The organism is Streptomyces torulosus, assembly GCF_001419765.1.
Taxonomy (GTDB): Bacteria; Actinomycetota; Actinomycetes; order Streptomycetales; family Streptomycetaceae; genus Streptomyces; species Streptomyces torulosus.
In genome coordinates this window covers 1-3,418 of record NZ_LIRK01000930.1, presented here as the reverse complement: position 1 = coordinate 3,418, position 3,418 = coordinate 1, and the positions used below count along the sequence as shown (strand labels likewise).

1 protein-coding gene is annotated in these 3,418 nt (G+C 73.1%); it reads right to left on the bottom strand.

All coding sequences use genetic code 11. The features are described from left to right. The coding region (locus AOK23_RS42675) for an Lhr family ATP-dependent helicase (RefSeq protein ID WP_055717749.1) at positions 1-3,418 on the bottom strand (3,418 nt) is incomplete at both ends.

The following is a 3,418-nucleotide window of genomic DNA, read 5'->3' as shown; positions in this document are numbered from 1 at the left end:
GGGCGCCGGCGCCCGCCCACACGACCTCTCCGGCGGCCGTCAACTCGTCGAGCATCGCGGGGGTGTATTGGGCGACCCGGGACGGCAGGACCAGCTTCTCCAGGGCGGACGCGGGCACGGAGGCGCCCTGCAACTGTTCGACCGCCCGCACCAGGCCGTCGATGCCGCGCAGCCCGTGTCCGCCGCCGACGTGCTGCCACTGGGGCAGGAACTGGGCGAGCGCGGCGGGCGGCACCGGCTCCAGTTCGTGCCGCAGCGCGGCGAGGGAGCGGCGGCGCAGTCGGCGCAGTACGGCCGCGTCGCACCATTCCTGGCCGATGCCCGCCGGGTGGAACTCGCCCTGCACGACCCGGCCGTTCGCGGCGAGCCGGTGCAGGGCGCCTTCCGTGACGGCCACACCGAGGCCGAAGCGGGCGGCCGCCGTGGCCGATGTGAACGGGCCATGGGTGCGCGCGTACCGGGCGAGGAGGTCGCCGAGCGGGTCCTTGACCGGTTCGGTGAACGCCTCCGGCACGCCGACGGGCAGAGCCGTGCCGAGCGCGTCCCGCAGGCGGCCGGCGTCCTCGATCGCGGCCCAGTGGTCGGTGCCCGCGATCCGGACCCGGATGGCGCGCCGGGCCCCGGCCAGCTCCCGCGCCCAATGCGGCTCGGCACCCCGCTCTGCCAACTCGGCGTCCTGCAACGGCCCGAGCAGACGGAGCAGATCCGCGACGCCCTCTACGTCCTTGACCCGCCGGTCCTCCGTGAGCCACTGGAGCTCCTGCTCCAGCTCGGTCAGCACCTCGGCGTCGAGCAGCTCGCGCAGCTCCGCCTGGCCCAGCAGCTCCGCCAGCAGTCGCGAGTCCAGCGACAGGGCCGCGGCGCGGCGCTCGGCGAGCGGTGAGTCGCCCTCGTACAGGAACTGGGCCACATAGCCGAAGAGGAGCGAGCGGGCGAACGGCGACGGCTCCGGGGTGGTCACCTCGACGAGGCGGACCTTGCGGGACTCGATGTCACCCATCAGCTCGGCGAGGCCGGGCACGTCGAAAACGTCCTGGAGGCATTCGCGGACCGCCTCCAGGACGATCGGGAACGAGCCGAACTCGCTCGCCACCTGGAGCAGCTGGGCCGCCCGCTGCCGCTGCTGCCACAGCGGGGTGCGCCTGCCGGGGTTGCGGCGGGGCAGCAGCAGCGCGCGGGCGGCGCACTCGCGGAAGCGGGACGCGAACAGTGCCGAGCCGCCCACCTGGTCGGTGACGATCTGGTCGACCTTGCCCTTATCGAAGGCGACGTCCGCCGCGCCGACCGGCGCCTGCTCGGCGTCGTACTCCGTGCCGGCCTTCGCGGGCTCCATGTCGAGGAGGTCCAGGCCCATGAGGTCGGCGTCCGGCAGCCGCAGCACGATGCCGTCGTCGGCGTGCATGACCTGGGCGTCCATGCCGTACCGCTCGGACAGGCGGGCACCGAGGGCGAGCGCCCACGGGGCGTGGACCTGGGCTCCGAAGGGCGAGTGGACGACGACCCGCCAGTCGCCCAGTTCGTCCCGGAAGCGCTCGACGACGATCGTGCGGTCGTCCGGGACATGGCCGCAGGCCTCGCGTTGCTCGGCGAGGTAGGAGAGGACGTTGTCCGCGGCCCAGGCGTCGAGGCCGGCGGCCAGCATGCGCAGGCGGGCGTCCTCCTGGGACAGGGAGCCCACCTCGCGCAGGAACGCGCCCACCGCGCGGCCCAGTTCGAGCGGGCGGCCGAGCTGGTCGCCCTTCCAGAACGGCAGACGGCCCGGAACGCCCGGTGCGGGGGAGACAAGAACCCGGTCGCGTGTGATGTCCTCGATACGCCACGAGCTGGTGCCCAGCGTGAAGACGTCCCCGACGCGCGACTCGTACACCATCTCCTCGTCCAGCTCCCCGACCCGGCCGCCGCCCTTCTTGGGGTCGGAGCCGGCGAGGAAGACCCCGAAGAGGCCACGGTCCGGGATGGTGCCCCCGGAGGTGACCGCGAGGCGCTGGGCGCCGGGGCGGCCGGTCACGGTGCCGGTGACCCGGTCCCACACCACGCGCGGGCGCAGTTCCGCGAAGGCGTCGGACGGATAGCGGCCGGCGAGCATGTCGAGGACCGCCGTGAACGCCGACTCGGGGAGCGAGGCGAAGGGCGCGGCCCGCCGGACCATGGCGAGCAGGTCGTCGACCTGCCAGGTGTCCATCGACGTCATGGCGACTAGCTGCTGCGCCAGCACATCCAGGGGATTGCCCGGAATCCTCAGGGACTCGATGGAACCGGTGCGCATCCGCTCCGTGACCACGGCCGCCTGCACCAGGTCACCGCGGTACTTCGGGAAGACCACACCCGTGGAGACCGCTCCCACCTGGTGTCCCGCGCGTCCCACACGCTGTAGCCCGGACGCGACCGACGGCGGCGACTCCACCTGGACCACGAGGTCCACGGCACCCATGTCGATGCCCAGTTCGAGACTGGACGTGGCGACCACGGCCGGCAGCCGGCCCGCCTTGAGGTCCTCCTCGACCAGGGCACGCTGCTCCTTGGAGACCGAGCCGTGGTGGGCGCGGGCGAGGACCGGGGGCGCTCCCTGAGCCGCACCCGATCCGCCCATCAGTTCGGCCGGGGCGTGGTGTTCGTCCAAGGGCTCGCCGGTGGCCCGCTCGTACGCGATCTCGTTCAGCCGGTTGCACAAGCGCTCCGCGAGACGGCGGGAGTTGGCGAACACGATCGTGGAGCGATGCGCCTGGACCAGGTCGGCGATCCGCTCCTCGACATGGGGCCAGATCGACGGGCGTTCCGCCCCCTCGTTGCCGTCGGCGACAGGGGAGCCGCCCAACTCGCCCAGATCCTCCACCGGGACGACCACGGAGAGGTCGAACTCCTTGCCGGACGGGGGTTGGACGATCTCCACCCTGCGGCGCGGGGAGAGATAGCGCGCCACCTCGTCGACGGGGCGCACGGTTGCGGACAGGCCGATACGGCGCGCGGGCTTCGGCAACAGCTCGTCGAGCCGCTCCAGGGACAGCGCGAGATGCGCGCCGCGCTTGGTGCCCGCGACGGCGTGCACCTCGTCGAGGATCACCGTCTCCACGCCCGTCAGCGCGTCGCGCGTGGCCGACGTCAGCATGAGGAACAGCGACTCGGGGGTGGTGATGAGGATGTCGGGCGGACGCGTGGCCAGGGCGCGGCGCTCGGCGGCAGGGGTGTCGCCCGAGCGGATGCCCACCTTCACCTCGGGCTCGGGCAGACCCAGGCGGACGGACTCCTGGCGGATACCGGTCAGCGGACTGCGCAGGTTCCGCTCCACGTCCACCGCGAGGGCCTTCAGCGGTGACACGTACAGCACCCGGCAGCGCTTCCTCGGGTCCGCCGGGGGCGGGGTCGACGTCAGTTGGTCCAACGCGGCGAGGAACGCGGCCAGGGTCTTGCCGGAGCCGGT